This window comes from Shigella sp. FC1967 (assembly GCF_001743005.1).
Classification (GTDB): domain Bacteria; phylum Pseudomonadota; class Gammaproteobacteria; order Enterobacterales; family Enterobacteriaceae; genus Proteus.
Genome location: NZ_MIIZ01001226.1, coordinates 1 through 464, shown reverse-complemented (window position 1 = coordinate 464; position 464 = coordinate 1). Strand labels below are relative to the sequence as shown.

The following is a 464-nucleotide window of genomic DNA, read 5'->3' as shown; positions in this document are numbered from 1 at the left end:
TTTCTTTGAGCATCAAACACTTTTAATTGAAGAGTTTGATCATGGCTCAGATTGAACGCTGGCGGCAGGCCTAACACATGCAAGTCGAGCGGTAACAGGAGAAAGCTTGCTTTCTTGCTGACGAGCGGCGGACGGGTGAGTAATATATGGGGATCTGCCCGATAGAGGGGGATAACTACTGGAAACGGTGGCTAATACCGCATGATGTCTACGGACCAAAGCAGGGGGCTCTTCGGACCTTGCGCTATCGGATGAACCCATATGGGATTAGCTAGTAGGTGGGGTAATGGCTCACCTAGGCGACGATCTCTAGCTGGTCTGAGAGGATGATCAGCCACACTGGGACTGAGACACGGCCCAGACTCCTACGGGAGGCAGCAGTGGGGAATATTGCACAATGGGCGCAAGCCTGATGCAGCCATGCCGCGTGTATGAAGAAGGCCTTAGGGTTGTAAAGTACTTTC

1 rRNA gene is annotated in these 464 nt (G+C 52.4%); it reads left to right on the top strand.

The window, feature by feature from the left end:
• Positions 1–23: 23 nt before the first annotated feature.
• Positions 24–464 (top strand): 16S ribosomal RNA (locus BHE89_RS20510); the annotation flags it as partial.